Genomic DNA, 26,228 nt, shown 5'->3' on the forward strand with positions numbered 1-26,228 from the left:
GGATTCAGACCAGAATCAGGTTGTCGCGATGAACCAGCTCCGGCTCGGCCATGTAGCCCAGCTCCTTGACGATCGCATCGGACGGCAAACCGATGATCTTCTGCGCTTCCAGCGCACTGTAATTGCTCAGGCCACGCGCGATTTCTCGCCCGTCGGCCGCCACGCACACCACCATTTCACCGCGGCGGAAACTGCCCTGCACAATCTTCACACCCACGGGCAACAAGCTTTTGTTGCTCTCGGTGAGGGCCTTCACGGCACCATCGTCGAGCACCAGCGTGCCTCGGGTCTGCAGGTGCCCTGCCAGCCATTGCTTGCGTGCGGCGAGCATGCCGCGCTCAGGAGACAACAACGTACCCAGACGCTCCCCAGCCTTCAGACGCGCCAGCACCCGCTCGATGCGGCCACCAACGATCACCGTGTGCGCGCCTGACCGCGCTGCCAGCCGCGCCGCACGCAGCTTGGTCTGCATGCCACCACGCCCCAGCGCCCCACCAGTGCCACCGGCAACGGCGTCCAGCGCAGGATCATCGGCACGCGCCTCGTAGATCAGTTGTGCCTCGGGATTGTTGCGAGGATCGGCGTCGAACATGCCGTCGCGGTCAGTCAGAATGACCAACAGATCAGCCTCGACCAGGTTGGCGACCAGCGCAGCCAAGGTGTCGTTGTCGCCGAAACGAATCTCGTCAGTAACGACAGTGTCGTTCTCATTGATCACGGGCACGACACCCAGCTCGACCAGCGTGCGCAGCGTGCTGCGTGCGTTGAGGTAGCGCTTGCGGTCGGAAAGATCGTCATGGGTCAGGAGAATCTGCGCCGTATGCCGCTGGTATTCCGCAAAGCTGGACTCCCACGCCTGCACCAAGCCCATCTGACCGATAGCCGCAGCCGCCTGAAGCTCATGCATGGCACTCGGTCGTGCAGCCCAGCCCAGACGACTCATGCCGGCAGCCACCGCGCCGGAGGAGACCAGAACCAGTTCGACGCCCGCCTCGTGCAGCGCCACCATCTGCTCGACCCAAACACCCATCGCGTTGCGGTCCAGACCCTTGCCGTCCGCCGTCAGCAGCGCACTTCCGATCTTGACAACCCAACGCTGGGCACCTGTCACCTTGCTCCGCATGATCTTTCAACCTTAAGCCAGAGAATCCGAATTCGACATACTAAAACGCCGCTATCAAAGCGGCGTTGTAGTTTACTTCACTCGATCATTCACGGACGTAAATGATTTCCGGACCATCTTCATCGTCTTCGAAATCATCATCCCAATCGTCATCGCCCATGTCGTGCACGCTCTTCACGCCACTGCGGCGCAGTGCACGCTTGTCGTCCAGCGCTTGCAGCTGAGCACGCGCCTCGTCTTCGATACGCTGATCCAGCTCGGCCAGCTCTTCGGCGTAGGCCGGATCATTGGCCAGACGGTCGGCGCGATCTTCGAGGTAACGCATGATGTCGTGGCTCAGACGCTCGGTGCCCTGTTTGGCAATTGCCGAAATCATGTACACCGGGCCAGTCCATTGCAGACGCTCGACAATCTGCGCCTTGACCGCTTCATGCTGATCTTCCGGCAGCATGTCGCACTTGTTCAGCACCAGCCAGCGATCGCGATCCGACAGCCCCGGGCTGAACTTGACCAGCTCGTTGACGATGACCTCGGCAGCATCGGCCGGATCGGACTCGTCCAGCGGCGCCATGTCGACGAGGTGCAGCAACAGGCGAGTACGCGCCAGGTGCTTGAGGAAGCGAATACCCAGGCCTGCACCATCGGACGCACCCTCGATCAGCCCCGGAATGTCAGCGATCACGAAGCTTTTCCAGCGATCGACACTGACCACACCCAGGTTCGGCACCAGCGTGGTGAACGGATAGTCGGCAACTTTCGGCTTGGCGGCCGAGACCGAACGAATGAAAGTACTTTTGCCTGCGTTCGGCAAGCCCAGCAGGCCAACGTCCGCCAGCACTTTCATTTCCAGTTTCAGGTCACGCTGCTCGCCCGGCTTGCCCGGCGTGGTCTGACGCGGCGCGCGGTTGGTACTGGATTTGAAGCGGGTGTTACCCAAGCCGTGCCAACCGCCTTGCACCACCAGCAGACGCTGACCGGCTTTGGTCAGGTCACCGATGATTTCCTGGGTGCTGGCATCGATCACGGTCGTGCCGACCGGCACGCGCAGGATCAGGTCTTCACCTTTGCGACCTGTGCAATCGGTGCTGCCGCCATTGGAGCCACGCTCCGCATCGAAGTGACGGGTGTAGCGATAATCGACCAACGTGTTGAGGTTCTCGTCGGCGACCATGTAGATCGAGCCGCCGTCACCACCATCACCGCCGTTCGGGCCACCGTTTTCGATGAACTTTTCGCGACGGAAGCTCATGCAACCGTTGCCGCCGTCACCGGCTTTCACCCGAATGGATACTTCATCAACAAATTTCATAACGCACGCCTCCCGTCACAAAGACGAGCAAACAACATAAATTCATAAGGCTCTTGCAAAGATGAGCGTTGCGGTACCGATCAAAAACCAGCGCTTCACACCACAACGGCCCACACAAACAGCTTTGCAAGAGACTCACCCAACCAATTTTGCACAGTCCCTACAAACGAAAAAGCCCTGTCGCGAGACAGGGCTTGATCTGCTAACGCAAGATTATGCCGCGGCTTGAGCCTTTGGCACGATGCTTACGTAGCGACGACCGAAGGCGCCTTTAACTTCGAACTTGATCACGCCTTCGACTTTAGCGAACAGGGTGTGATCCTTGCCCATACCAACGCCGTAGCCAGCGTGGAATTGGGTGCCGCGCTGACGCACGATGATGTTGCCCGGAACGATTACCTGGCCGCCATACATCTTCACGCCAAGGCGTTTGGCTTCTGAGTCGCGACCGTTACGGGTACTACCACCAGCTTTTTTGTGTGCCATGAGTTCAATACTCCTATTAGGGTATCAGGCTGAAAAATCAGGCCTGGATACCGGTGATTTTGATCTCGGTGAACCACTGGCGGTGGCCCATACGCTTCATGTGGTGCTTACGGCGACGGAACTTGATGATGCGGACTTTATCGTGACGACCCTGGGAGATCACTTCAGCCACAACGGTAGCACCGGCAACGACTGGAGCGCCGATATTGACGTCGTCACCATTGGCAACCAGCAGAACGCGGTCGAAGGTAACGGTTTCGCCAGTAGCGACTTCCAGTTTTTCAATTTTCAGGTATTCACCTGGGGCGACTTTGTACTGCTTGCCACCAGTAACGATTACTGCGTACGACATGGTATATCTCCGAAAATCCTGCTCACCCAGCTCTTTATAAGAAGAGTATCGGCTGGCATGGCTGCATGAGGCTGGAAAGGCTCGTCATGCAATTGCGTAAGGCAGGTGCTGCCCAGGAAAGTTAGGGTGCGCGATTGTACGCAAGCCGCGAACGCCTTGCAAGCTGCGTTACGTCACGCCTTGACAGGGTGGGGCCTGCAACCTAGCATGCCGCGCAACCCTTCTGGAGCACGCCTCGCTGATGCAACCCCAAGCCTTCTACCGCGCTGTGGCGGACGACTTTACAGCCGTCGACCACATTATCAAGAAGCAGCTGACGTCGCGCGTGCCGCTGGTCTCGAAAATCGGCGACTACATCACTTCCGCTGGCGGCAAACGCCTGCGCCCGCTGCTCGTTCTGCTGTGCGGCAAGGCACTGGGAAGCGGCGGTGACCATCTGCGCCTGCTGGCGGCAACCATCGAATTCCTGCACACCGCGACCCTGCTGCACGACGACGTCGTCGACATGTCCGGGATGCGCCGTGGCCGCTCGACCGCCAATGCGATGTGGGGCAACGCGCCAAGCGTGCTGGTCGGTGATTTCCTCTATTCGCGCTCGTTCGAAATGATGGTCGAACTGGGTTCGATGCCCGTGATGCAAATCCTGTCCAAGGCAACGCGCGTCATCGCTGAAGGCGAAGTCCTGCAGTTGTCCAAGGTGCGCGATGCCAGCACCACCGAAGAAACCTACATGGAAGTGATTCGCGGCAAGACAGCCATGCTGTTCGAGGCCTCGACTCACAGCGCCGCTGCACTGGCCAACGCCAGCGCCGAACAAAGCGAAGCGCTGCGCACGTTCGGTGATCATCTGGGCGTTGCATTCCAGTTGGTCGACGATCTGCTCGACTACCGTGGCGACGCCGAGACCCTGGGCAAGAACATCGGCGACGACCTTGCAGAAGGCAAACCGACGCTGCCTCTGATCTACACCATGCGCGAAGGCACGCCGGAGCAGGCGGCTCTGGTACGCAAGGCGATTCAGAAAGGCGGCCTGGAAGATCTGGAAAGCATTCGCGAAGCGGTCGAGCAGTCAGGCTCGCTGGATTACACCGCGCAACTGGCTCGTGATTATGTCGCCCGCGCCATCGCCTGCCTGGATGTCCTGCCAGCCAGCGAGTACCGCGATGCGCTGATCGAGCTGAGCGAGTTCGCCGTCGCCCGCACTCACTGATCCCGCTCGGCACCTAAAGAAGCCCGTCCAAGCGACGGGCTTTTTTGTACCCGCACGGATCATCGACCTGCGGCACGCCGCAGCAGCGAACAGCTGACCCACATCAACACCGGCGCAAAGATGCGAATTAATCTCAAATAGATCCTTGCTATTCTTCAGATAAGAATTATTCTCATTGAAACCTCAAGGAGAACGAACATGACTTATTTGATAGACGCCTGGCTGGATCGTCCACACCCTTACCTGCGAATCCTGCATCGCGAAACGGGTGAAGTGTGTGCGGTATTGCATGAGGACGCGCTGGATGAATTGCGGGATCAGGGTGACCTGGATGTGATCAGCCTGAGTTCGTGCGAACCTGGCATTCAGAAGGAAATGGTGCGCAATCTGTTTCTGTTCTGCTACGCCCGGGCGTTGCGCCCGACGCTGGAACTGCATTGATCATGACGACGGCGCCAACATTGCCGAGCGAGCCCTGCAGCCTGCTCGGCAATCATTCAGCCTGACGCTTGAGCCGTACGGCTCAGCTGTCCCGCCTTACAGAACGTCCAGCAGCTCGACGTCGAATACCAGAACGCTGTGTGGAGGGATGCTGCCCACGCCCTGTGCGCCGTATGCCAGCTCGCTCGGAACGTACAGGCGCCACTTGCTGCCGGCCTTCATCAGTTGCAGGGCTTCGGTCCAGCCAGCGATCACGCCACCGACCGGGAATTCAGCTGGCTCGCCACGATCGTAGGAGCTGTCGAAGACAGTGCCATCGATCAGCATGCCGTGGTAGTGGGTGCGCACGTTGCTTTCGCGCGTCGGCTGAGCGCCGTCGCCTTGGGTGATGACTTCGAATTGCAGACCGGATTCCAGGGTGGTCACGCCTTCACGCTTGGCGTTGTCGGCCAGGTAAGCCTTGCCAGCGCCGGCGGCGGCTTCAGCCTTGGCAGCCGCTTCGGCTTGCATGATGTCGCGAATGACTTTGAAGCTTGCAGCCATTTCTTCCTGGCTGACGCGGCTCGGCTTGCCACCGAATGCATCGGTCAGGCCCGCGAGAATGGCGTCAAGGCTGACACCCGGTGGCGGGTTGTCGCGCAGCTGGTCACCCAGCTGACGGCCGATGCCGTAGCTGACGCGAGTTTCGTCGGTGGACAGATTGACTTCGGACATGACACTGCTCCGCTTATGGAGCACCCGCAGGTGCCCCGAACCAAAAGGCCGAGCAGCCTAGCACAAGGAGGCCGGAGCGGTAATGGTCAACCCGCGCTGCGCACGGCATCACGCCGCGCACAGGCCGGGCCGTCAGTGCTTGGTGACTTTATCCAGATAGCCCATTGCAAACGCCGAGACCACAAACGTCATGTGGATGATCACGTACCACATCAGGTACTGAGGCTCGATGTTCTTGGCATCCATGAACACCCGCAACAGGTGGATGGAGGAGATAGCGACGATGGACGCGGCGACTTTCATCTTCAGGGAGGATGAATCCATCTTGCCCAGCCAGTTGAGTTTTTCCTTGTCCTCGTCGATATCCAGCTGAGAAACGAAGTTCTCGTAGCCGGAAATCATCACCATCACCAGCAGTCCCCCGACCAGCGCCATGTCGATCAGCGACAGCAGCACCAGAATCAGGTCTGACTCGGCCAGCGAGAAGACGTTGGGGATGACGTGGAAGATTTCCTGAAAGAACTTCAGCGCCAGCGCCAGAAGTCCCAGCGACAAACCGAAGTAGATGGGGGCCAGCAGCCAGCGCGAGGCGTACATGGCATTTTCGATAAAGCGTTCCATTGAAACTCACAGTTGATTGAAAGCTGCCGAGTATAGGGCGATCGCTGCGCGCTACAAGCCGCCCTGACAACACTCGAAACAATTAGCCGACATAACGCTCGCCGAAAGCGCCGTGGTGCCCTGCACGCGCAGGAACACATCCGGCGCATTCATCCTGCTGCCGGCACACCTCAATTGACGGGAGTGCTGCGCTGTTGTTGAGAGGGATCGCCGTTGATTCGTCGGAGTTCGCCCTGCAGATGCAGGCTCCAGATCGGGATTTCCTCAGCCGTCTGATAGCCATGAAGAGCAAGGCTTTCGGCAATCGCATCGAGCACCGACTCGGCAGCGACCGGACCATGAAACGGTCCCTGAGCCTTGAGCGCCGAAGGCTGCTCTCCTGACATTCCCGCTGCGAAGAGCAAGGTCCACATACCATTATCGCCAGACAGCGGGCGTACGACACATTCGATTCGGGTCACCAGACCCAGGCATTGGCGAGTAAGACAGAGGCTGCGCGGCATGGCGAGCTCCTCATTGATTGCAGTATTCACTCCCTTGAACGGCGAAGAGAGCGCGTCAGTCCCTTTGACAACTGCTGTAACACGACAATATCGAAGAAATGCCCAGTAAGAAAAGCGTGAAAATAAAAAGGGCGCCGAATGGTCATTTTGCCACTAGGCGCCCCTGTTAGTTGACGTCAAACAGTCAACTTTTCAGCTCTGGTTGTAACTGTGGCGCCTCTTTTTCGAGCTCCTTGAGGTCCTCTTCGCTGAGCATTTCGGCGATATCGCGCAGTCGATCCACCACGCGGCCGTTGACCGAGTTTTCCGGGAACTGGCCGTCTTCGTCCGCTTCGCCCACAGGCTCGCCCACCAGCAGGCTCAAGGCCTCGTCCACCTGGCGCACCGCGTAGACGTGGAACTGCCCGGCACGAACCGCCTGCAGCACACGCTCATCGAGCATCAACGTGGCGACGTTCGCCTGAGGGATGATCGCGCCCTGATCGCCCGTCAGCCCCCGCGCCTCACAGAGTCGGAAGAAGCCTTCGATTTTTTCATTGACCCCGCCCACCGCCTGCACTTCGCCAAACTGGTTGATCGAACCGGTGATCGCGAAACACTGTTTCAGCGGGGTCTTGGACAATGCCGAAATCAGCGTGCAGACCTCGCCCAGAGAAGCGCTGTCGCCATCCACATAGCCATAGGATTGCTCCAGCGCGATGCTTGCGGAAATCGCCAGCGGGAATTCCTGCGCGTAACGGCTGCCCAGATAACCGGTGAGGATCATCACGCCTTTGGAGTGGATCGGCTGGCCGAGGTTGACCTCACGCTCGATGTCGACAATCCCGCTGCCGCCCGGGTAAACCGTCGCGGAAATCCGCGCCGGCACACCGAACGCCGAGTCGCCGACCTCAAGCACCGTCAGGCCGTTGCACTTGCCAACGGCAGCGCCATCGGTGTCGATCAGAATGATGCCGGCGAGCATGTCGTCGAGAATCCGTGCCGACACCCGCCCGGTACGCGTGGCCTTGGCTTTGAGCGCGCGCTCGATATGGCCTGCATCGGTGCGCTCGTCATTGGCCAGGCTGCGAATGAAATCCGCCTCGCTGACCAGTTGAAAGAGGTCACCGATACGCGCCGACAACCGCCCCTGATGCTCGGCAAGCCGGGCACTGTAAGTGGCCAGACGCGCGACAGCGTCGGCAGTCAGCGGCGCCATGCCCTCCTCCGAAGTCCGGGTTTTGAGCAACTGGGCGAACTGCTCCAGGCTCTCATCGACCATCGGGATGTCTTCATCGAAGTCCACCAGCACGCGGAACATCTCCTGGAAGTCAGGATCCAGGTCTTGCAGCGTGTAATACAGCGACCGCGCGCCGATGATGATGACTTTGACCTGCAGTGGAATCATCTGCGGGGTCAGGGTCACGGTGGCGAGGCGACCCAGCTCGCCCAGCGGCGACTCCATCTTCAGCTTGCGCGATTGCAGCGCGCGTTTCAGAGCGTCCCAGACGAAGGGCTCGCTGAGCATCTTCTCGGCTTCGAGCACGAGGAAACCGCCATTCGCGCGATGGAACGCGCCCGGGCGCAGCTGCCGGTACGTGGTGTAGAGCGCGCCTTGATCGGTGCTGTATTCGATGCGGCCGAACAGGTTGTCGTAGGTCGGGTGTGGCTCGAAGACCACCGGCGCACCACCACTCGCCGAATGACCGACGACAAGGCTTGGGCAGTATTGCTCTTCGAGCAGCTTGCGCGCCTGAGCGTCGGCTTTGCTGTCGTCGACCAGTTGCTCGACCACGGTTTTCAGCAGATTGACCTGCACGGCCTGCAGGTAAGCGCAGACCGCGGCGTTCTCGGCGTACTGCTCGGACAACGGCGCCAGCAGCGGCTGCAAGGCCAGGATGATGGTCTCTTCATTCAACTGGCGCATCTGATTGTTGGACTCGCGCTTCCATTGTGGAAGGCTGGCGAGCTCTTCATTCAGGCGCTCTTCGAGTGCAGAGATGTCGCTGTGGAAACGCTCGCGCTCGGCTTCCGGGAGCTGTGAAAACTCGGCTTCATCCAGCGCTTTGCCATCCAGCATCGGGGTGAAGGCGATGTTGCTGCTGTCGCGGTACAGGGCGATGTCTTTTTCCAGCGCCAGACGCTCGATGACGTCCAGTGCGCGGTCGTACCGCTGATTGAAGGCGCGGTCGATCGAGCTTTTCTTTTGCTGGTAGGACGGATGCTCGAACACGGCAGGAAAAGTCGACAGCAAGTTGTCGATCAAACCATTGATGTCGGCGATGAACGAACTGGCGCTGCCGGGCGGGAGCTCCAGTGCGCGGGGCTCGCGCGGCTCATCGAAATTGTTGACGTAGACCCAGTCCGACGGGGTCTGCATGCGCTTGCCCTCAGCTTTGAGGTAGCGCTTGACGAAGGAGAAGCGGCCCGTGCCGGGCTCGCCCATGACGAATACGTTGTAGCCGGGGCGCGGCATGGCGACCCCGAACTGAAGCGCCTCGACCGCTCGTTCCTGGCCGAGCACGCCGCGAAAGGGTTCCAGATCGTTGGTTGTCGTGAAGCTGAACTGTTCAGCGGAAAAGGGACGGGTAAGCGCTTCGGGCGCGAGTCGCAGGCTGGCAGCAACAGGATCGGGCATCGGACATCCTTACATCAGGCGGGGCAGATGGGGGCATTCTGGCGCTCGCCGCACCAGACTGGCAAGGCAAGAGACGGCGGAATGTTTTTCTACCTGACGAACCCGCCTACTCTCCCCAACGGCGCTGGACTACATGCAACAATCTGCAATAAACCACGGAACGTTCAGAACGTGCCTAAACTCCAACCTGCGCGGTCGGTACAAATCGAATAACCGACCCGCCCTGGCGCTTGCCAGGATCCGACCCTTGGTTGAAACAACAGAGACTAAAGCTATGAAACGGATTCTTCTTGGTACTCTCTTCGCCGCTGTGTCCATCAACGCCATGGCTCAAGCGCCTGGCGGTCCGGACTGCGGTTGGGGCAACATGCTGTTTGAAGGGCAACGCGGCACTCCGGCTCACTTCCTCGCTTCCACCACCAACGGCACCTCTGGTAACGCCACATTCGGTATGACCTCGGGCACCAACGGCTGCTCCACCAACAGCGCGCTGACTTATGGCGGTAAATCCTGGTTTGCCATGAACGGCATGATGGACGAGCTTTCCAAAGACATGGCGATGGGCCAGGGCGAAGCACTGACGACCTATGCGGTCGTACTGGGCGTTGCACCGGAAGACCGTGCGCATTTCGCCGCAGTCACCCACGAGCACTATCAGCAAATCTTCAACAAGGCAGACGCCACCGCTGAAGATGTTCACAGCAACACCCTCGACGTACTGAAGAACGATCCGACTCTGGCTAAATACGCAAGCCAGGCCTAAAGTCGTGCCACCTGCCTTCCTCCCGGAAGGCAGGATTTCACTGTCATTGCCCACTTCTGATTAGTTGCCAATCTATGCTCAAACGCCTTGCCTGGCTGGCGCTCTGTGTCTGCGCCCCGCTGTATGCCGCGCCTCATGTCGACAATGATCGTTTGCAGCAACTGGCCCAATCCAGATTCTGGATTTCCATCGGCCATTACGAAGCCGGCAAGCTCGGTGGCTGGCGAAGCTACGTTGATGACCCGAAATTTTTCCTCGCTGCCAACGGTGCTCACGACCCGAAGGCCGAGCTGGCCGCGACCCTGGAGGCGATTTATCGCCCCGTGGTGCGAGGCAAGGAAGACCTGCATCCGCAATGTGTTTACCCCTCGCGCACACGCTTTCTGCGCGACGAATTGAAGCTTGCCGATCTGCCCGCCGTCGACTGCAAGGAGTTCAACAAATGGTTCTCCGACGTCGCCCCGGACAGCACGGTATTGATCTTTCCGGCTGCGTATCTCAACAGCCCGTCTTCGATGTTCGGCCATACGCTGTTGCGCATCGATCAGGCTGACGTGCAGGCCAACAAAACCGCGCTGCTCAGTTACGCGATCAACTTCGGCGCCTACATCGAAGGTTCGGACAACAGCATCCTGTACGCCTGGAAAGGCCTGATGGGCGGCTATCCCGGGCTGTTCGCGCTGGTCCCTTATCAGGAAAAACTCTCCGAGTACCGCAGTCTGGAAAACCGCGACCTGTGGGAATACCGCCTTAACCTGACGCCAGAAGAAACCCGGCGCATGGTCGAGCATGTGTGGGAACTCAAACAGATTCGCTTCGGCTATTTCTTCTTCGACGAAAACTGCTCGTATCGCCTGCTGGAGTTGCTGCAGGTGGCCCGTCCGAGCCTGAACCTGACGCCGCAATTTCGTCTGACCGCGATTCCGACCGACACCGTTCGCGCCGTCAAGGACGCAGGTCTGGTGGAAAAAATCGACTATCGGCCCTCCAAGGAGCGCGAGCTGCTCAGCCGTGCCGAGCCCTTGAACCATGACGAGCAACAGTGGGTGCTCAAGGTCAGCGCCGACCAGCAACAAATGCAGAGCGCTGATTATCTGGCCCTGCCCAAGGACCGACGCGCATTGATTCAGGACGCGGCGTATCGACTGGAGCGCTACCGTGCCAATGGTCAGGAGCGGGATTCGGCGCGAGCGCAGCGCAGTTATGACTTGTTGCGGGCCATCAGCACCAACCCGCCCCCGGCGCTGGAAATCGAGCGCCCCGGATTGCCTGAGGACGGTCACGAATCGCGAACCTGGCAACTGGGCGCAGGCACCCGTGACAACGAGGCTTTCGCCGAGTACGGCCTGCGCATGGCCTATCACGACTTGAACGACAACGCTTACGGATTTCCGTTGGGCGCTCAGATCGAGATCCTCCAATTGAAGTTGCGCCAGTACGAGGACAGCCGCTGGCAGGTGCAGCAACTGGACCTGGCGACGATTCGCTCGCTCACACCGCGCAATGACTTGTTGCAGCCGTGGTCATGGCAGGTCGCGGGCGGCCTGGAGCGCGTGCTGGGCAAGCACGGCGACGAGAATCTGGTAAGCCACGTCAACGGCGGTGCTGGCGGAACCTGGAAACTGGGTGACGACGTGCTGGGCTTCGCGCTGGGCACCGTGCGGATCGAGCACAACAACGACTTCGACGCGCTGGTCTCACCCGCCGCCGGTTTCGACACCGGCGTGCTGTGGCGCAACGGGCTGGGCAACCTCAGCCTGGAGACCAAGGGCGACTATTTCACCAACGGCGAAGTGCGACGCACGATCAGTCTGAATCAGCAGTGGGAACTGTCCCGTAACCTTGGGCTGCGCCTGAGTGCGCAACGCGAATTCAGTCAATTGAGCTCGCCGGTGAACGAGGTCATGCTGGAATTGAAGTGGTATCACTATTGAGTGGCAGGTTTCTGATTTTCAGCGCAACGACCGACGCCTTCCCGGCTGAAGCCGGTCCTACGAACGTACGCGGCGTTCAGTAGGACCGGCTTCAGCCGATCCTAGTAGGACCGGCTTTAGCCGGGAAGAGCCCAAGCCGGTTTCGCAGGTGTACGCGCGGTTGTAGCCGACCCTTAGTAGGACCGGCTTCCGCCGGGAAGAGGCCAAACTGGCCACGCAGTTTACGCGGTGTTTTAGCCGCCCCCAGTAGGACCGGCTTTAGCCGGGAAGAGCCCAAGCCGGTTTCGCAGGTGTACACGCGGTTGTAGCCGATCTTTAGTAGGACCGGCTTCAGCCGGGAAGAGGCTAAACCGGCCACCCTCAGTGCAAAGTCACAGCGCCTGCTGAGTATGCATCGCGCTATAGCCTTCCTCCTCGATCAGTCCGACCACCCGCTCCGCCGGCAGCTGGCTTTGCACCTTCACTTCTCCCTTCGCCAGATCGACCTGCACCTGCGCCGACGGGTCTTGACCCTGAATAGCATCGGTAACGGCACGCACGCAGTGCGCGCAGGTCATGCCTTTAACGTTGAATACCTGCATGGGTGACTCCTCATTCCAGTGAAAAACAGTGAATGACGGCATCTTCGACCTTCCCATCATAGGAAGGTCAAGTTTCTGGTCAATCTGCCGGGCTGGTATTCCGCGATGCCCTGAGCCAAAGTATTTCATCCACGAATATCAGGAGAATCGGCCATGCGCTGGTCAGCCTTCCGCATCGCAGGTTTCATCGGCCTGCTGGCTTCCGCTTCCTGGGCTCAGGCCGATCAGGACTACGGCGTGCTCATCATTTCCCGTGAGCGGCTGGAAGTCGCAACGTCCTGCGAGATCGGCATCTACATGCAAGACCAACTGGTCGGTCGCCTGTTCCAGGAAGAATCCCGCTCATTCAACCTGCCGGCGGGCGACCTGTCCGTTCGCCTGCGCGTACTGCCCGGCCAGATGCCCGGCTGTTCGCCAGGCATTGAGGCGCAGAACAATACGCGCCTGCATATCAATGCCGGCGACGTACTCAAATACCGCATCGCGTCCGGCCCACAGGGCATGTATCTGAAGAAGGCCGATCTGAATTACTGAGGGCTTGGGGCACACGCCGCCCTACTGCTAGCTCTGTGGAAAATCGGGACTTGACCTTGCCAACGTGGCAAGGTTGATCCTTGTGGGCAACAGCCTCAAGGAGTGATCTCCATGTCCAGTCCCGTCACCTTCGATCTGCCGATCACCGGCATGACCTGCGCCAGTTGCGCGGGTCGTGTCGAACGCGCGTTGCGCAAAGTCCCCGGCGTGCAGAGCGCCACCGTCAACCTGGCCAACGAACGCGCTCACGTCGAAATGCTCGAGCAGGTCGACCCTGCCAGCCTCATTGCCGCTGTCGACAAGGCGGGCTACGGCGCCAGCCTGGCGCAGGACCCTGCAACACAGGCTGCCGATCAGCGATTACGTCACGACAATGAGCGCTGGCATCTTTTGCTGGCCATCGCGCTGGCGCTCCCGCTGGTGCTGCCGATGTTGGTGCAATCTCTTGGCGTGCACTGGATGCTGCCGCCGTGGGTTCAGTTTCTACTGGCAACACCCGTGCAGTTTTTTCTCGGCGCGCGTTTTTACGTCGCGGCTTACAAGGCCGTTCGGGCGGCCGCCGGCAACATGGACCTGCTCGTTGCACTGGGCACCAGCGCCGGTTACGGCTTGAGCCTTTATCAATGGTGGGTCGCGACGCCCGGCAGCATGCCGCATCTGTACTTCGAAGCGTCGGCGGTGGTCATCGCGCTGGTACTGCTCGGTAAATACCTGGAAAGCAGCGCCAAACGCCAGACCGCCAGTGCAATTCGAGCGCTGGAGGCTCTGCGGCCTGAGCGGGCGATTCAAGTCATCGCCGGCCAAGAGCGTGAAGTGGCGATCAGCGCGTTGAAGGTCGGCGATCAGGTGCTGGTCAAGCCCGGCGAGCGATTTCCGGTGGACGGCGAGGTCATCGAAGGTCAAAGCCACGCTGACGAAGCGCTGATCAGCGGCGAAAGCCTGCCCATTGCCAAGCAGCCCGGCGACAAGGTCACCGGCGGCGCGATCAATGGCGAAGGTCGGCTGCTGGTGCAAACCCGCGCCCTGGGCGCCGAATCAGTCCTGGCGCGCATCATCCGGTTGGTCGAAGAGGCGCAGTCGGCCAAAGCGCCCATCCAGAAGCTTGTGGACAAAGTCAGTCAGGTGTTCGTACCGGTCGTGTTGCTGATCGCCGCAATCACATTGATCGGCTGGTTGCTCGCAGGCGCTTCGCTGGAAGCTGCGCTGATCAACGCCGTCGCGGTGTTGGTCATCGCCTGCCCTTGCGCACTGGGCCTGGCCACGCCGACCGCCATCATGGCCGGCACCGGCGTTGCGGCACGCTACGGGATTCTGATCAAGGACGCCGAGGCCCTGGAGCGCGCCCACAGCGTCACCGCGGTGGTCTTCGACAAGACCGGCACACTCACTTCCGGCACGCCGCGCATCGCCCACATGACGGCCGTCGACGGCGACGACGACATGCTGTTGCAACAGGCGGGAGCACTGCAGCGCGGCAGCGAGCACCCACTCGCCAACGCTGTGCTGGATGCGTGCAGTGCGCGCGGGCTCAAGCCTGAGCAAATCGAGAACAGCCGCTCGCTTGCCGGACGAGGCATCGCAGGCACGCTGGATGGCCGCGACCTGGCACTGGGCAACAGGCGCCTGCTGGAAGAAAGCGACCTCGGCATGGGCGCGCTTGCACACACCGCACAACAGTGGGAAGCCGAAGGCCGCACGTTATCGTGGCTGATCGAACTGAAACCCGCGCGCCGGGTGCTGGGCCTGTTCGCGTTCGGGGATACCCTGAAGCCTGGCGCCGCTCAGGCCATCGAACAACTGACCAGTCGCAACATCAGCAGTCATCTGCTGACGGGTGATAATCGCGGCAGCGCGAACGTCGTCGCACAAGCACTGGGGATCACCGACGTCCACGCCGAAGTCCTGCCCGCCGATAAAGCCGCGGCCGTCGTCGCACTGAAAAAAACCGGCGTGGTGGCCATGGTCGGCGACGGCATCAATGACGCACCGGCCCTGGCTGCGGCGGACATCGGCATCGCCATGGGCGGCGGCACCGACGTTGCCATGCACGCATCGGGTATCACCTTGATGCGCGGCGATCCAAGGCTGATTCCGGCGGCGCTGGACATCAGCCGCAGGACCTACGCGAAGATCCGTCAGAACCTGTTCTGGGCCTTCGTCTACAACCTCATCGGCATCCCGCTCGCGGCGTTCGGTCTGCTCAACCCGGTGCTGGCGGGCGCCGCAATGGCCCTGTCCAGCGTCAGCGTCGTCAGCAATGCCTTGCTGCTCAAAACCTGGACAATGACCGGGCACACGTCCGATCAAGGAGACGCGCCATGAACATCGGCCAAGCAGCAAAGCAAAGCGGCCTGAGCGCCAAGATGATTCGCTACTACGAATCCATCGGCCTTCTGCAAGCCGCAACCCGCACCGACAGCGGCTATCGCCTGTACAGCGCCAACGACCTGCACACCCTGGCCTTCATCAAACGCTCCCGCGATCTCGGGTTTTCCCTGGAAGAGGTAGGCAAGCTGCTCACCCTGTGGCAAGACCGTGGCCGAGCGAGCGCCGACGTTAAAGCATTGGCGCACAAACATATCGTCGAGTTGAACCAGAAGATCGAAGAGCTCGCCGGACTGCGGGACACGCTGCAGGACCTTGTGGAGCATTGCCAGGGCAATGACCGACCGGACTGCCCGATATTGAAGGATCTGGAGTCGGGTGGGTGTGGTCGCCCAAAGATTCCTTGTGACGACTGATCTCGCAATGGCTGTAGGCAGTGAGGCAGTCAAGACCTGCTGACGATTGCGCGTCAGCAATGAATCTAGACTTGACTGGAGGTTCTCACTTATTGGGACTAACCGGCGGCATAGTCTCCGTCTGATCCCCAGGCAGATATTGGAATGTGGTCGACTCCCCTGCATTCCTTGACAACCTGATACTGATAATCGGGATCCATCTGCCGTCGGTAGTCCATAAGTCCTGCTGGTTTCGTTGCGCCACCGTCTTACCGTCGCTGCCATCAAGATAGAAAAACGCCTCCAAAGGCAGAGTTTTTCCTAGATTATCTTTCCAAGCGTCCACAATGAATTCGTTTTGCTCGTTAAAAGATTCTGCTCCCATCAACTTCATCGCGCCGACCCCTGCGGCAAATGCCGGACCGGCTAGCGAATTACGGTTATCGGTGACATCAAAACCGCATTGATAAGAATGTCGACTAGACGAATGGGCATTGTAATGCGTCCAGAATTGCGCGGCGGTGGTCACATTCTGCAAGTGACAAGGTCCACTTCCCGCAAAACCCGGAAACTCTCCACATCCGTTGTCGGCCCGAAGGCTTGTACCAGCATCTATAGGGAAAAAACAGAAAATTTCCGGATGCAGCGAAGTGTTCGCATAAAAATACGCGTTAAATATGAAACCATTAGTGTATTCATAAGCGAGCTTGTTAAAGGTGGAATCAGCCCTCAGGTAAGAAAAGGACACGCCGCCCTTTGCGATTGAAGCTGGGCTATTATTCCATACGTGATAAGTCGGATTGCTGGAGGTTCCTCTAATCATCACGCCACTGCACAGGAAAGCGGGCTGCGAGTCAGTGCCGCAATTCGTTCGCACATCAGCGTAACGACTGGTGAGATGGCGGGCAACGTCCTCCCCCGAATCCTCCTGGATGACCGGAGTTTGTGGAACAGGTTTAGGCTGAGTGGCGTTATCGATCGTTGCGCACGATGCAATTAACGCAATGAAAAAGCAACCAAACAAAGCTCTTATTTTTAACATGATGCGGGCCTCCTGGCGCCTGATCATAGTCATCTAGCATCGACTTGAAATAGTCGCATGCAACTTAGTGGTTAATTTAAAACTTCAAACCCGACTCCATCTTTCACTTAAAGCCCATCAAAAGCCACTGTCGCAATTGACAGTATTCAAATCCTTTCGAAATAAACATCGACAGCCTAATTTCGAATAGCTCTATTAAAAATTTGCCACATCAAAAAATTGACAACCTTAGACCCCCGGCTTATACCTTCATTACCACAGAGGAGGGATGCATCATGAAACAACCGACTCCAATTATTCACCAGCCACCCACAGCAGAAACAGTTGACCTATACGATGGCGATAAACTTTTAGGCGCCGCGACGTTAGACGGAAATGACTGGTCGCTGATCGTAGAAAACCTTCCCCCTGAACTGCACACTTTCACCGCACACTTTGCCGGTGCCAAGTCAAATAAATGGACTGTGACAGTGACGGAGAGTAATTTGAATTTGCCGGTACCTCATGTAAATGGGGCGACCCCAGGCCTGCCCAATAGTGAGCGATTAGATTACTACACGATCAACGACGACATTCAGGTTGTTATTCCTGACTATGGTATCAAGCTTGGGGATTCAGTCGGTCTATACTGGACGGGCAGGGGCGGCATCAACCTTTTTTCGGAACAAACGGCGGCGGAGAACCCGCCTGCACTCCTGCCATTTTCAATATCAAAATACCAAGTCATTGATGCCATTCTCACAACTGCAGTAATTTACTACACCGTGAAACGTAAAGATGAAGCGCAAGTGCATCCTTCGCCGACACTGATCCTTACAGTCGAGGGACATACATTTCCGGTAAATGCCCCGACTATCAATGGTGCCCACGACAATCTCAGGGTATGGAAGCAAAATGAGTTCAATAACGGAACCACTGCAGGCGTTCGCGCTATTGGCCCTGACGGCGACGAGTGGTCGGCAGACTCCACACCGGCGTTTGGCGGTAATGACTATTTAAACTTCGAAATCGATCCTTCATGGCTGGCCCGGAATCGAGGGAGGTCGGCGATCTTCAACTGCTCCATCAGGTTAAATCCATCGGATCCCCATTACCTTTTTTCGCAACTGCTGAGAATTCAGGCTGTGTAGAATACCTGAACGGCCCACATGAAATTTTTATCAAACTCTCTTGGCGTAATTCAAAAGCAAACACCAGAAGTGTAGTATAGATGTCTTCAGGCGATATCAATTAAGCTTTACCCCATGCATCGCTCACACACAGGTAAAGTTAAACCGTCTACCTTGCTGAGAGTCACTCAAGACTCAGGGCCCAGCCTAGTGCACTTTTTAATTTATGAGCCATAAACGGGGTACGGCTGAAAGGATTTAGGCATCACCGGCGCCCCTGTCGAATTTCTGCCGATCGCCAACGACCTGCACACCCTGGCCTTCATCAAACGCTCCCGCGATCTCGGGTTTTCCCTGGAAGAGGTCGGCAAGCTGCTCACCCTGTGGCAAGACCGTGGTCGCGCGAGCGCCGACGTTAAAGCATTGGCGCACCAACATATCGTCGAGTTGAACCAGAAGATCGAAGAGCTCGCGGGACTGCGGGACACGCTGCAGGACCTCGTGGAGCATTGCCAGGGCAATGACCGACCGGACTGCCCGATATTGAAGGATCTGGAGTCGGGTGGGTGTTGCGCTCCAAAGTGAGCGGAGAATATACCGAGCGTTAAAACACTTCGCGATAACCACTATCGCCAATCAATATGAAGCGCGGGCGCAATAACGCCAGCGCTGGTCTATCCCTTTAACTCAGGGAGCAAAACTGACATCGACTCCAGGCTGTGAGGGCTATATAACCGTCGTTCCAAAATGGATTAAGGCCTTGATATGAAAAAACGCCAAGCAGTGATGACTTGGCGTTTTCGGTTTACTGCATCCACGGCGGAGGCGGTTCTTCGGCTTCATCGGACGGGGCGTCATCGGCGTTGCGGGCGGCCTGGCGGCGCGCTTCGTCACGTTGCGCCGCTTCGATCTCGCGCAGCACGCTGTTGACGTCGGCGACGTCATCGGGATCTGCGAACACACCGGTCAACACCGTGGCCGGGGACAGCGTGCCTGCCTCGTAATAGGACCACATTTCCCGAGCGAAACGGGTTTGCTTCAATTCAGGCGCAAAGCGACCGAAGTACGAAGCCATGTTGCCGACGTCGCGCTCCAGCATGCTGAATGCGTGGTTGTTGCCTGCGGCGTCGACCGCCTGAGGCAGATCGATGATGACCGGGCCGTCCGGAGACAGCAGCACGTTGAACTCGGAAAGGTCACCGTGCACCAGTCCGGTACACAGCATGAGCACGATCTGCTGAATCAGAAAGGCGTGATACTCGCGCGCCTGATCGGGCTCGAGGGTCACATCGTTCAGACGCGGCGCCGCATCGCCATACTCGTCACTGACCATTTCCATGAGCAGCACGCCTTCAAGGAAGTCGTACGGTTTGGGGACTCTCACACCGGCATTGGCGAGCCTGAACAGCGCGGCCACTTCGGCATTTTGCCACGCGTCCTCGGCCTCCTTGCGGCCGAATTTCGACCCTTTGGCCATGGCTCGAGCATCACGGCTGTTGCGGACCTTACGGCCCTCCTGATACTCCGCAGCCTGACGGAAACTACGTTTGTTCGCCTCCTTGTAAACCTTCGCGCAGCGCAGCTCTTTGCCACAGCGCACCACATAAACAGCTGCCTCTTTGCCACTCATCAGTGGGCGCAGCACCTCGTCTACCAGACCGTCCTCGATCAGGGGTTCAATGCGTTTTGGAGTCTTCATCAGCTTTTATTCTGGGTCCTTCGTTGCCAAACACGCGATTGCTGCTCGTTATACGGCAATCCTTTGCCAGCGAGTAGGGGGTCAGGCCGATTGAATCCGTTCGGTTGGTCCCAAGACATGACCTACTCCTTGGCAAGCAGCTTTCATGCCCGCAGATCGATACCGGCCGAATTGAAACGCCAAATTTCGACGATCGACAGACAGCGGTAGTTTTTCGGCCACACGGGCACTGTATGGTTCAGATGCTGAAGAGCTCCCCTGGTGTCGTACCAAAAAAACCCTTGAAAGCGGCAATGAAAGCAGAGGTTGAATCATATCCGCACATCAGGGCCGTGTTTGTCACACTCTCACCCGCCTGCAGCGGATTGAGCGACGACAATAGCCGAGCTCTCTGGCGCCAACTGCGAAAGCTAAGTCCGGTTTCACGTTGAAACAATCGCGTCACGGTTTTTTCCGACATGTTTAACCGTACCGCCCAGCTGGAGAGCGAGGACGATAGATCGGGTGTCTTGATCAATTCGTCACACAGCTTCAACAAATGTGGGTGACGAGGCAACGGCAGCGAAAACCCTACCTCGGGTAGAACAGCAAGCTGGTCGAGCAATACTCGAACAAGCCGAGACTCACTGCTGCCAGCCTCAGGATAATCAGCCGGCAATTGGCAGAACGCCTTGATCAATTCCCGTGCAAGAGGCGTGACTTCCAACACTCGACAGTGCGACTTCGCCCAAAGGCAGTCCTGCTTGCGCACGTACAGGCTACGCATCTCGGCACGCGTCGACGTCACCACCTCATGATCCAGTCCAGCCGGAATCCACACTCCCCATTGCGGCGGCGCGAAAAAGCTGCCTTGTTCGGTATGTACCCCCAAAACGCCACTGATAGCGTAGGAAAACTGCACCCATTCATGACGATGAGTCGGCGTCCACGAACCAGCGCTCAGGCTTTCGGCCCTGGCGTAAAGCGGGCGCGGCAGATCAGTCAGCTCAGGAAGCTGGCGCTGAGTTTCGGGGTTACGCGATAGGCGAAGTCCGCTGTGGGGCATATGTGTGCCTTTTGTCAGAAGACGAGAGTTTACGCCCCCGCTCCAAAATTTTGGCGGTCGCAGGACGCCGTATCGTGCCTGGAGTGAGACAAGCGCATCTGGTGTACGAACGCCCTCAACGCTCAAGTATCGCCGTCACCCCCTGCCCGCCCGCCGCACAGATCGAAATCAGCCCGCGTCCCTGCCCCGCCACGCTCAGTAACTTGGCGAGGTTGGCGACGATGCGGCCGCCGGTGGCGGCGAAGGGGTGGCCGGCTGCGAGGGAGCTGCCTTTCACATTCAGCTTGTTGCGATCAATCGCCCCCAACGGCGCGTCGAGACCTAGCCGGGTTTTGCAGTAGTCCGGGTCTTCCCAGGCCTTCAAGGTGCACAGCACTTGAGCGGCGAAGGCCTCGTGGATTTCGTAATAATCGAAATCCTGCAGCGTCAGGCCGTTGCGCGCCAGCAAGCGTGGAACGGCGTAGACCGGCGCCATCAGCAAGCCCTCTTCGCCGCGCACGAAATCCACTGCCGCGGCTTCGCCGTCCCGCCAGTAAGCCAGAACCGGCAAGCCGCGCTCGCGCGCCCAGTCTTCGCTGGCCAACAGGACGAGCGAGGCGCCATCGGTCAGAGGCGTCGAGTTGCCGGCCGTTAACGTCCCTTTCGCGCTGCGCTCGTAGGCAGGCTTGAGCGAGGCGAGCTTGTCCAGCGAGGCGTCGGCGCGCAGGTTGTTATCCCGTGTCAGGCCGCGAAAGGGCGTGAGCAGATCGTCCTGCCAGCCTTCCGCATAAGCGGCGGCCATTTTCTGGTGGCTCTCCAGCGCCAGCTGATCCTGTGCATCGCGCGGAATGTGCCAGGTCTGAGCCATCAGCTCGCAGTGCTGGCCCATGGACAAACCGGTGCGCGGCTCGCCGTTGCGCGGGAGTTCGGGCTTGAGGTTATGCAGGCGCAACTGGCTCAGCGCCTTGAGCTTGTCTGCCGTGGTCTTGCTGCGGTTGACCTGCAGCAGTATTTGCCGAAGGTCTTCATTCACGCCAATCGGCGCATCGGACGTCGTATCGACGCCACCGGCAATACCGCACTCGATCTGGCCGAGGGCAATCTTGTTGGCCACCAACAGCGCTGCTTCCAGGCCCGTGCCGCAGGCCTGCTGAAGGTCATAGGCTGGCGTTTGCGGGGAAAGGCGTGAGCCGAGCACGCACTCGCGGGTCAGGTTGAAATCGCGGGAATGCTTGAGCACTGCGCCCGCCACCACCTCCCCCATGCGCAAGCCGTGCAGGTTGAAGCGTTCGATCAGGCCCTCCAGCGCGGCGGTCAGCATGTCCTGATTACTGGCGGTGGCGTACGCGCCATTGGAACGGGCGAACGGGATGCGATTGCCCCCGACGATGGCCACGCGACGTGTCTGACTCATTGAAATCTCCTTTTTCTTTTCTGGATATTGCAGGCATCGGTGACGCAAACACGGCCGTATCGGGCCAGACGCTGTGCAGCCTGTCCAAGAGCGATCGCGAGCAAGCTCACGCCCACCGGATATCAGTTGGTTGAAGGTCCAATTTTTCCCAGACCCTGAGTTGTTGCACCTGCCGTAGGAGCGCGCTTGCCCGCGATCTGCCGGGGACCGGCAGCAAAACCGAAGAACGCGGTGTGTCAGGCATAACGCGGTGGTTGATTTTGCGACTGCTGCGCAGCCTTCCCGGCTGAAGCCGGTCCTACAGACGCTGCAAGCTTCCCGTAGGACCCGCCGGGTGTTATGCCGTAGGTCGTAGGGCGTGTTAAAGACAGCTGGCTCACCCTACAAGCTTTGGCAGCTAACAGCGTAGGACCTATTACCTACCAGCGTGGTCCACTGGTTTGAACCCAGACTCAAGGAGAGTGTTCCATGGCATCCGATCGCTACATTGACTTCGCCAACTCGGACATCGGTCGCAAGCTGGTCGGAGCTGTCGGGCTGCCCGCCCCTGCACGTCTGGAACGCTGGCAGGCCGGGCGTCTGCGGCCGGTGGAAGGGGCCTTGCTGTTGAGTGGTGGCCCGCTGGCCGAACACGTGAGCAGCTTTGCGCCGCGCATGACCGACGTGCTGCTCAGCTTCGGCGGGGCGTTGACGGGCGCTCATCCTTGGTCCGCGGAGCAAGGATCCAAGGTCAAGGCCGTGGTCTTCGACGCGAGTGAATTGCGCCACGCCTCACAACTGTCACAGCTGCGGGAGTTCTTTCAGCCGATCCTGCGCAAGCTGGAGAGCAGCGCGCACATCGTGATTCTCGCCCGCGCCCCTGATACGCAGAGCGATCCCCTGGCAGCCAGCACTCAGCAAGCCATCGAAGGCTTCAGTCGCTCGCTGGCCAAGGAGATGCGCAACGGCAGCACGGTTCAGCTGTTGCAAGTGGAAGACGGCGCCAAAGACCAGCTCGAAGGGGCACTGCGCTTTTTCCTTTCGCCTAAAAGCGCGTTCATATCCGGGCAGGTGATCCGCCTGAGCGCCTGTTCTCATCAGGTGCAGGACTGGAGTCGCCCGCTGGCCGGACGCAAGGCACTGGTGACCGGCGCCGCACGAGGCATCGGCGCCGCGATTGCCGAGACCCTTGCCCGGGATGGCGCCAATATTGTGTTGCTGGATGTTCCACAGGCCAAGTCGGACCTGGAAGCCCTCGCCGCACGTCTTGGCGGTCAGGCGTTGGTGCTGGATATCTGTGCGCCGGACGCCGCCAGCCAGTTGATCGAACACATTCCCGGCGGGCTCGACATCGTCGTGCACAACGCCGGCATCACGCGGGACAAAACGCTGGCGAACATGACGAGCGACCTCTGGGATTCGGTCCTCAATGTCAATCTGAACGCCCCACAGGTGCTGACTCAGGCGCTGATCGATGCGGGTGCATTGCACGACAACGGCAGCGTGATTCTCATGGCGTCGATCAGCGGGCTGGCGGGCAATCGCGGGCAGACCAACTACACCACCAGCAAAGCCGGACTGATCGGGCTTGCACGTGCATTGGCGCCATCGCTCAAGGCCCGCGGCATCAGCATCAACGCAGTGGCGCCTGGCTTTATCGAGACCAGCATGACGGCGCACATGCCATTTGCCCTGCGTGAGGCCGGGCGGCGCATGAGTTCGCTGGGCCAGGGCGGCTTGCCGCAGGACGTCGCCGAGGCTGTGGCGTGGTTGAGCCAGCCGGGTTCAGGCTCAGTCAGCGGGCAAGTGCTCCGCGTCTGCGGCCAGAGCGTCATCGGCGCCTGAACCTTCTATGCTGCAACTGCAGCGCAGCCGCTGATAACGAGTCTGTAGAACGGGAGAAACTCGATGAGTGCACATTGGCGCTATCTGGACGCCCCACCGGCATTGCCCGGGCTGTTCATGCAGGCCGCGCTGCGCCGCAAGGTCAGCGGCACGCAACTGCCCGACCAGGGCCTCAGATGCTGGGTGTCGGTGGATCCGGAGAAGGTCAGGGCCTTTTCCAAGGTCTGCGATTACGTGCCCGGCAGCCTGCTGCCGCCGACGTATCCCCATGTGCTGGCGTTCCCGTTACAGATGAAACTGCTGACGGACAAGGAATTCCCGTTTCCTTTGCTGGGGCTGGTGCACCTGCATAACCGCATCAGTATCCGCCGCCCGCTGGGGAGCGTGATCAAGGCGCAGGTCAGTGTGCGGGTGGCCCATCTCAAGCCCCATGCAAAGGGGGCGACGTTCAGCCTGATCACGCAGATCGAAGACGCGCTGGGCCTGCTTTGGGAGGAAGATAGCACGATGTTGTGTCGCGGCGTGCATATCGAGGGTGAACCCGAAGCGGTGCGTGAGCCCGAGCCACTGCCGATGACGGAGTTGGCGACGTGGTTCGCGCCGTCCGACATCGGGCGCCAGTACGCCAAGGTGAGCGGCGACTACAACCCGATTCATCTGAGCGATGCCAGCGCGAAACTGTTCGGTTTCCCCAAGGCCATCGCTCACGGGCTGTGGATAAAAAGCCGGGCACTGGCCGCATTGGATGATCACCTGCCCGCTTCGAATGTGGACATCTCGGTCGAATTCCAGAAGCCCGTGCGTCTGCCCAGCGAAGTGACGCTGTCGGCCAGCGCGGCCGGATCCCATGGTCAGTTGAAGGTTGAAGGCAAGGAAGGGATCGTGCACATGACGGGGAGCTGGCAGCCAGCGTCGGAGTAAGAGTCATGCTTGCGTAGGAGCGTGGCTTGTCCCGCGATCTGGCGCGAAGCGGCAGCAGATCTGTCGGTCGCGTGGCATCAGGCAAAATCTATTCGCCAGTTTTGCGGCTGCTGTGCAGCCGATCGCGGGACAAGCCACGCTCCTACAGTGCGTATACCGCTACCATCACGAGCGCTTGATTCTGCGTCTCATCCCCCTGAAGCTACGCACCTTCAGGAGACCTGCCCATGAACCTCGACGAACTCACTCAACGCCTGCATCGCATCCGCGATACCAACGACTGGCGACAATTTCACAGCCCGAAGAACCTGGCGATGGCGGCCAGCGTGGAAATGGCCGAGCTGGTCGAGATTTTTCAGTGGAAAACCGAAGACCAGTCGCGTCAGTTGCCAGCCGATGAACTGGCGCATGCAGGTCAGGAGGTGGGCGATATCGTGTTGTACCTGCTGCTAATGTGCAGCGAGCTGGGATTGGACATGAACGAAGTCGTTCGCGCCAAGCTGGCCGACAGCGAACAGCGGTTCAGCAAATGAGTGACCGGCACTTCGATCAGTTGGCGACGCGCTTCGCCGAAAAAATCTATGGCGGCGCCAAAGGCGCGATCCGGTTGGCCGTGTTGCAGGCGGACCTGACGGAAAGCCTGCCGGACCGTCCGCTTCGCGTACTGGATATCGGCGCCGGGCTGGGTCATATGTCGTTGTGGCTGGCAGAGCGCGGGCATGAGGTCACCCTCGCCGAACCCGCCGAACCCATGCTCGAGGGCGCCCGTCAGCGTTTCGCCGACGCGGGCCAGAAGGCCACATTCATCCAGGCGCCCTGGCAGGATCTGCCGTCGCAACTGAGCGAGCCTTACGATCTGGTGATCTGCCACGCCGTGCTGGAATGGCTGGCCGAGCCGTTCACGATCCTGCCGGTGCTGCGTCAACTGACCCGAAACGATGGCTGGTTGTCGCTGGCGTTCTATAACCGCGACGCACTGGTTTACCGCAATCTGCTCAAGGGCCATTTCAAGAAAATGCGCCGCAACACCCTGGCCGGTGAAAAACAGAGCCTGACCCCGCAACAACCTCTTGATCCGCGCGAATTAGCGGCGCAACTTGGAGGCATGTGGCGAGTCGAAACCCAGAGTGGCGTTCGGGTTTTTCACGATTACATGCCAGTTGAGTTTCAGGCCAGGGCCGAACTCGCAGATTTGCTGGAAATGGAGCTCGCGCATCGGCGTCACCCTAGTTTTGCCGGACTGGGACGTTATCTGCACTGGATGTGCCGACCTGTTTGAGGCTATCT

The 26,228-nt window shown here is 59.3% G+C and carries 25 protein-coding genes and 1 pseudogene; 13 read left to right on the plus strand and 13 right to left on the minus strand.

All coding sequences use genetic code 11. The features are described from left to right. Positions 1 to 4: 4 nt before the first annotated feature. From proB to rplU, 4 genes are all read right to left on the minus strand, one after another. Positions 5 to 1,123 carry a glutamate 5-kinase gene (gene proB, locus AAGQ88_RS23420; RefSeq protein ID WP_285426220.1) on the minus strand — a complete coding sequence of 373 codons (1,119 nt, stop codon included), beginning with the start codon at positions 1,121 to 1,123 and terminating at the stop codon, positions 5 to 7. An 85-nt stretch (positions 1,124 to 1,208) separates the two neighbouring features. Beyond that, positions 1,209 to 2,432 (minus strand): Obg family GTPase CgtA, encoded by a 1,224-nt coding sequence (cgtA, locus tag AAGQ88_RS23425; RefSeq protein WP_285426219.1) that lies wholly within the window; start codon positions 2,430 to 2,432, stop codon positions 1,209 to 1,211. A 213-nt stretch (positions 2,433 to 2,645) separates the two neighbouring features. Further along, positions 2,646 to 2,918, minus strand: coding sequence for a 50S ribosomal protein L27 (gene rpmA / locus AAGQ88_RS23430; protein WP_093464730.1), 273 nt, complete (start codon positions 2,916 to 2,918; stop codon positions 2,646 to 2,648). A 37-nt stretch (positions 2,919 to 2,955) separates the two neighbouring features. Further along, entirely contained in the window at positions 2,956 to 3,270 is a 315-nt protein-coding gene (gene rplU, locus AAGQ88_RS23435) for a 50S ribosomal protein L21 (RefSeq protein WP_093464734.1), read from the minus strand. Positions 3,271 to 3,511: 241 nt separating this feature from the next. Between rplU and AAGQ88_RS23440 the strand changes: the two genes are divergently transcribed. Next, positions 3,512 to 4,480 (plus strand): polyprenyl synthetase family protein, encoded by a 969-nt coding sequence (locus AAGQ88_RS23440; protein WP_093464737.1) that lies wholly within the window; start codon positions 3,512 to 3,514, stop codon positions 4,478 to 4,480. 198 nt (positions 4,481 to 4,678) lie between these two features. After that, the gene (locus tag AAGQ88_RS23445) at positions 4,679 to 4,921 is read left to right on the plus strand and encodes a hypothetical protein (protein ID WP_093464740.1); all 243 of its coding nucleotides are present in this window, start codon (positions 4,679 to 4,681) and stop codon (positions 4,919 to 4,921) included. 96 nt (positions 4,922 to 5,017) lie between these two features. On the opposite strand, the gene AAGQ88_RS23450 is transcribed toward AAGQ88_RS23445, so the two are convergent. From AAGQ88_RS23450 to AAGQ88_RS23465, 4 genes are all read right to left on the minus strand, one after another. Then, positions 5,018 to 5,635: an FKBP-type peptidyl-prolyl cis-trans isomerase gene (locus AAGQ88_RS23450; RefSeq protein ID WP_093464743.1), complete on the minus strand. Its 618-nt coding sequence runs from the start codon at positions 5,633 to 5,635 to the stop codon at positions 5,018 to 5,020. Between the two features lie 132 nt (positions 5,636 to 5,767). Continuing rightward, positions 5,768 to 6,256 carry a TIGR00645 family protein gene (locus AAGQ88_RS23455; protein ID WP_093464747.1) on the minus strand — a complete coding sequence of 163 codons (489 nt, stop codon included), beginning with the start codon at positions 6,254 to 6,256 and terminating at the stop codon, positions 5,768 to 5,770. 170 nt (positions 6,257 to 6,426) lie between these two features. Beyond that, entirely contained in the window at positions 6,427 to 6,759 is a 333-nt protein-coding gene (locus AAGQ88_RS23460) for a hypothetical protein (protein ID WP_342653724.1), read from the minus strand. 184 nt (positions 6,760 to 6,943) lie between these two features. Further along, positions 6,944 to 9,376, minus strand: coding sequence for an ATP-binding protein (locus tag AAGQ88_RS23465; RefSeq protein WP_285426218.1), 2,433 nt, complete (start codon positions 9,374 to 9,376; stop codon positions 6,944 to 6,946). A gap of 274 nt (positions 9,377 to 9,650) precedes the next feature. On the opposite strand from AAGQ88_RS23465, the gene AAGQ88_RS23470 reads away from it, so the two are divergent. Continuing rightward, complete coding sequence (locus AAGQ88_RS23470; RefSeq protein ID WP_093464757.1) at positions 9,651 to 10,139, plus strand: DUF3015 domain-containing protein; 489 nt, start codon at positions 9,651 to 9,653, stop codon at positions 10,137 to 10,139. 74 nt (positions 10,140 to 10,213) lie between these two features. Continuing rightward, complete coding sequence (locus AAGQ88_RS23475) at positions 10,214 to 12,073, plus strand: DUF4105 domain-containing protein (RefSeq protein ID WP_342653725.1); 1,860 nt, start codon at positions 10,214 to 10,216, stop codon at positions 12,071 to 12,073. A gap of 371 nt (positions 12,074 to 12,444) precedes the next feature. Here the strand turns inward: AAGQ88_RS23475 and AAGQ88_RS23480 are convergent, their stop codons facing one another. Continuing rightward, positions 12,445 to 12,654: a heavy-metal-associated domain-containing protein gene (locus AAGQ88_RS23480; RefSeq protein ID WP_342653726.1), complete on the minus strand. Its 210-nt coding sequence runs from the start codon at positions 12,652 to 12,654 to the stop codon at positions 12,445 to 12,447. Positions 12,655 to 12,807: 153 nt separating this feature from the next. On the opposite strand from AAGQ88_RS23480, the gene AAGQ88_RS23485 reads away from it, so the two are divergent. The 3 genes from AAGQ88_RS23485 (at position 12,808) to cueR (ending at position 15,929) form a co-directional block, all read left to right on the plus strand. Next, entirely contained in the window at positions 12,808 to 13,188 is a 381-nt protein-coding gene (locus AAGQ88_RS23485; RefSeq protein WP_093464765.1) for a hypothetical protein, read from the plus strand. A gap of 111 nt (positions 13,189 to 13,299) precedes the next feature. After that, positions 13,300 to 15,510 carry a heavy metal translocating P-type ATPase gene (locus tag AAGQ88_RS23490; protein WP_342653727.1) on the plus strand — a complete coding sequence of 737 codons (2,211 nt, stop codon included), beginning with the start codon at positions 13,300 to 13,302 and terminating at the stop codon, positions 15,508 to 15,510. Beyond that, a complete protein-coding gene (gene cueR / locus AAGQ88_RS23495; protein WP_342653728.1) occupies positions 15,507 to 15,929 on the plus strand; it encodes a Cu(I)-responsive transcriptional regulator in 423 nt (140 codons plus the stop codon). The genes AAGQ88_RS23490 and cueR overlap by 4 nt, the downstream gene beginning before the upstream one ends. Positions 15,930 to 16,014: 85 nt before the next feature. Here cueR and AAGQ88_RS23500 read toward each other — a convergent pair whose 3' ends face one another. Next, a complete protein-coding gene (locus tag AAGQ88_RS23500; RefSeq protein WP_342653729.1) occupies positions 16,015 to 16,950 on the minus strand; it encodes a hypothetical protein in 936 nt (311 codons plus the stop codon). Between the two features lie 275 nt (positions 16,951 to 17,225). Between AAGQ88_RS23500 and AAGQ88_RS23505 the strand changes: the two genes are divergently transcribed. Both AAGQ88_RS23505 and AAGQ88_RS23510 read left to right on the plus strand, forming a co-directional pair. Next, positions 17,226 to 18,080 (plus strand): hypothetical protein, encoded by an 855-nt coding sequence (locus AAGQ88_RS23505; RefSeq protein WP_342653730.1) that lies wholly within the window; start codon positions 17,226 to 17,228, stop codon positions 18,078 to 18,080. Positions 18,081 to 18,359: 279 nt separating this feature from the next. After that, positions 18,360 to 18,644, plus strand: a pseudogene (locus AAGQ88_RS23510) (MerR family DNA-binding protein); the annotation flags it as partial. Between the two features lie 220 nt (positions 18,645 to 18,864). Here the strand turns inward: AAGQ88_RS23510 and AAGQ88_RS23515 are convergent. The 3 genes from AAGQ88_RS23515 to AAGQ88_RS23525 all read right to left on the minus strand — a co-directional run bounded on the left by AAGQ88_RS23515 (position 18,865) and on the right by AAGQ88_RS23525 (position 22,196). Beyond that, a complete protein-coding gene (locus tag AAGQ88_RS23515) occupies positions 18,865 to 19,758 on the minus strand; it encodes a PA4780 family RIO1-like protein kinase (RefSeq protein ID WP_342653731.1) in 894 nt (297 codons plus the stop codon). 238 nt (positions 19,759 to 19,996) lie between these two features. Further along, positions 19,997 to 20,803 carry a helix-turn-helix transcriptional regulator gene (locus AAGQ88_RS23520; RefSeq protein ID WP_342653732.1) on the minus strand — a complete coding sequence of 269 codons (807 nt, stop codon included), beginning with the start codon at positions 20,801 to 20,803 and terminating at the stop codon, positions 19,997 to 19,999. Positions 20,804 to 20,918: 115 nt separating this feature from the next. Then, the gene (locus tag AAGQ88_RS23525) at positions 20,919 to 22,196 is read right to left on the minus strand and encodes an acetyl-CoA C-acetyltransferase (RefSeq protein WP_342653733.1); all 1,278 of its coding nucleotides are present in this window, start codon (positions 22,194 to 22,196) and stop codon (positions 20,919 to 20,921) included. A gap of 468 nt (positions 22,197 to 22,664) precedes the next feature. On the opposite strand from AAGQ88_RS23525, the gene AAGQ88_RS23530 reads away from it, so the two are divergent. From AAGQ88_RS23530 to AAGQ88_RS23545, 4 genes are all read left to right on the plus strand, one after another. Further along, positions 22,665 to 24,020 carry a 3-oxoacyl-ACP reductase gene (locus AAGQ88_RS23530; protein ID WP_342653734.1) on the plus strand — a complete coding sequence of 452 codons (1,356 nt, stop codon included), beginning with the start codon at positions 22,665 to 22,667 and terminating at the stop codon, positions 24,018 to 24,020. A gap of 63 nt (positions 24,021 to 24,083) precedes the next feature. After that, the gene (locus tag AAGQ88_RS23535) at positions 24,084 to 24,941 is read left to right on the plus strand and encodes a MaoC/PaaZ C-terminal domain-containing protein (RefSeq protein ID WP_342653735.1); all 858 of its coding nucleotides are present in this window, start codon (positions 24,084 to 24,086) and stop codon (positions 24,939 to 24,941) included. A gap of 227 nt (positions 24,942 to 25,168) precedes the next feature. Then, positions 25,169 to 25,474 (plus strand): nucleotide pyrophosphohydrolase, encoded by a 306-nt coding sequence (locus tag AAGQ88_RS23540; RefSeq protein WP_093464788.1) that lies wholly within the window; start codon positions 25,169 to 25,171, stop codon positions 25,472 to 25,474. Next, positions 25,471 to 26,220: a methyltransferase gene (locus tag AAGQ88_RS23545; RefSeq protein WP_285426206.1), complete on the plus strand. Its 750-nt coding sequence runs from the start codon at positions 25,471 to 25,473 to the stop codon at positions 26,218 to 26,220. The genes AAGQ88_RS23540 and AAGQ88_RS23545 overlap by 4 nt, the downstream gene beginning before the upstream one ends. Positions 26,221 to 26,228 lie beyond the last annotated feature (8 nt).

Origin of the sequence: Pseudomonas sp. F3-2 (assembly GCF_038804275.1) — a bacterium.
Classification (GTDB): Bacteria; Pseudomonadota; Gammaproteobacteria; order Pseudomonadales; family Pseudomonadaceae; genus Aquipseudomonas.

Coding starts and splice junctions, on each gene's coding strand:
- rplU (WP_093464734.1), bottom strand. CDS start 3,270: ATGTCGTACGCAGTAATCGTTACTGGTGGCAAGCAGTACAAAGTCGCC.
- AAGQ88_RS23440 (WP_093464737.1), top strand. CDS start 3,512: ATGCAACCCCAAGCCTTCTACCGCGCTGTGGCGGACGACTTTACAGCC.
- AAGQ88_RS23505 (WP_342653730.1), top strand. CDS start 17,226: ATGAAACAACCGACTCCAATTATTCACCAGCCACCCACAGCAGAAACA.
- AAGQ88_RS23450 (WP_093464743.1), bottom strand. CDS start 5,635: ATGTCCGAAGTCAATCTGTCCACCGACGAAACTCGCGTCAGCTACGGC.
- AAGQ88_RS23520 (WP_342653732.1), bottom strand. CDS start 20,803: ATGCCCCACAGCGGACTTCGCCTATCGCGTAACCCCGAAACTCAGCGC.
- AAGQ88_RS23540 (WP_093464788.1), top strand. CDS start 25,169: ATGAACCTCGACGAACTCACTCAACGCCTGCATCGCATCCGCGATACC.
- proB (WP_285426220.1), bottom strand. CDS start 1,123: ATGCGGAGCAAGGTGACAGGTGCCCAGCGTTGGGTTGTCAAGATCGGA.
- AAGQ88_RS23490 (WP_342653727.1), top strand. CDS start 13,300: ATGTCCAGTCCCGTCACCTTCGATCTGCCGATCACCGGCATGACCTGC.
- AAGQ88_RS23460 (WP_342653724.1), bottom strand. CDS start 6,759: ATGCCGCGCAGCCTCTGTCTTACTCGCCAATGCCTGGGTCTGGTGACC.
- AAGQ88_RS23545 (WP_285426206.1), top strand. CDS start 25,471: ATGAGTGACCGGCACTTCGATCAGTTGGCGACGCGCTTCGCCGAAAAA.
- AAGQ88_RS23465 (WP_285426218.1), bottom strand. CDS start 9,376: ATGCCCGATCCTGTTGCTGCCAGCCTGCGACTCGCGCCCGAAGCGCTT.
- AAGQ88_RS23475 (WP_342653725.1), top strand. CDS start 10,214: ATGCTCAAACGCCTTGCCTGGCTGGCGCTCTGTGTCTGCGCCCCGCTG.
- rpmA (WP_093464730.1), bottom strand. CDS start 2,918: ATGGCACACAAAAAAGCTGGTGGTAGTACCCGTAACGGTCGCGACTCA.
- AAGQ88_RS23445 (WP_093464740.1), top strand. CDS start 4,679: ATGACTTATTTGATAGACGCCTGGCTGGATCGTCCACACCCTTACCTG.
- AAGQ88_RS23515 (WP_342653731.1), bottom strand. CDS start 19,758: ATGAAGACTCCAAAACGCATTGAACCCCTGATCGAGGACGGTCTGGTA.
- cgtA (WP_285426219.1), bottom strand. CDS start 2,432: ATGAAATTTGTTGATGAAGTATCCATTCGGGTGAAAGCCGGTGACGGC.
- AAGQ88_RS23470 (WP_093464757.1), top strand. CDS start 9,651: ATGAAACGGATTCTTCTTGGTACTCTCTTCGCCGCTGTGTCCATCAAC.
- AAGQ88_RS23500 (WP_342653729.1), bottom strand. CDS start 16,950: ATGTTAAAAATAAGAGCTTTGTTTGGTTGCTTTTTCATTGCGTTAATT.
- AAGQ88_RS23525 (WP_342653733.1), bottom strand. CDS start 22,196: ATGAGTCAGACACGTCGCGTGGCCATCGTCGGGGGCAATCGCATCCCG.
- AAGQ88_RS23485 (WP_093464765.1), top strand. CDS start 12,808: ATGCGCTGGTCAGCCTTCCGCATCGCAGGTTTCATCGGCCTGCTGGCT.
- AAGQ88_RS23455 (WP_093464747.1), bottom strand. CDS start 6,256: ATGGAACGCTTTATCGAAAATGCCATGTACGCCTCGCGCTGGCTGCTG.
- AAGQ88_RS23530 (WP_342653734.1), top strand. CDS start 22,665: ATGGCATCCGATCGCTACATTGACTTCGCCAACTCGGACATCGGTCGC.
- AAGQ88_RS23480 (WP_342653726.1), bottom strand. CDS start 12,654: ATGCAGGTATTCAACGTTAAAGGCATGACCTGCGCGCACTGCGTGCGT.
- cueR (WP_342653728.1), top strand. CDS start 15,507: ATGAACATCGGCCAAGCAGCAAAGCAAAGCGGCCTGAGCGCCAAGATG.
- AAGQ88_RS23535 (WP_342653735.1), top strand. CDS start 24,084: ATGAGTGCACATTGGCGCTATCTGGACGCCCCACCGGCATTGCCCGGG.